General features: G+C 74.8%; 1 pseudogene. It reads left to right on the top strand.

Features of this window, described 5'->3' with window-relative positions:
• Positions 1–333 (top strand): annotated as a pseudogene (locus KDH83_RS32135) (hypothetical protein); the annotation flags it as partial.

The following is a 333-nucleotide window of genomic DNA, read 5'->3' as shown; positions in this document are numbered from 1 at the left end:
CAGCGCCCAGGACGTGCTGGCGCGCTTCGAGGCCCTGCCGCTGGCCCTGCGCCAGGCCTTCCTGCGCTCGGTGTACTTCGCCGAACTGCGGGCCGGCGGACGCGAGTACAACGACCTGCAAGGACCGCGTCCGGGTTCGTACCTGCGCGGCCGCCAGGCCATCGCGGCGCTGTTCCCGGAAGGCGCGGCGCGCGAGGGTGGCATCTCGATGTTCGGACCCTCCGGCGTGCGCAGCGTCGGCGGCGGTTCGATCCAGCTGCTGGCGCCCGGCGGCCAGATCGTGGTCGGCGTGCAGGGCGTGGCGCCGCCGGGCAGCGCGGGCCTGATCACGCA

Origin of the sequence: Achromobacter sp. Marseille-Q0513 (genome assembly GCF_018195695.1) — a bacterium.
Classification (GTDB): Bacteria; Pseudomonadota; Gammaproteobacteria; order Burkholderiales; family Burkholderiaceae_B; genus Achromobacter.
This window is presented reverse-complemented; position numbering and strand designations above follow the sequence as displayed.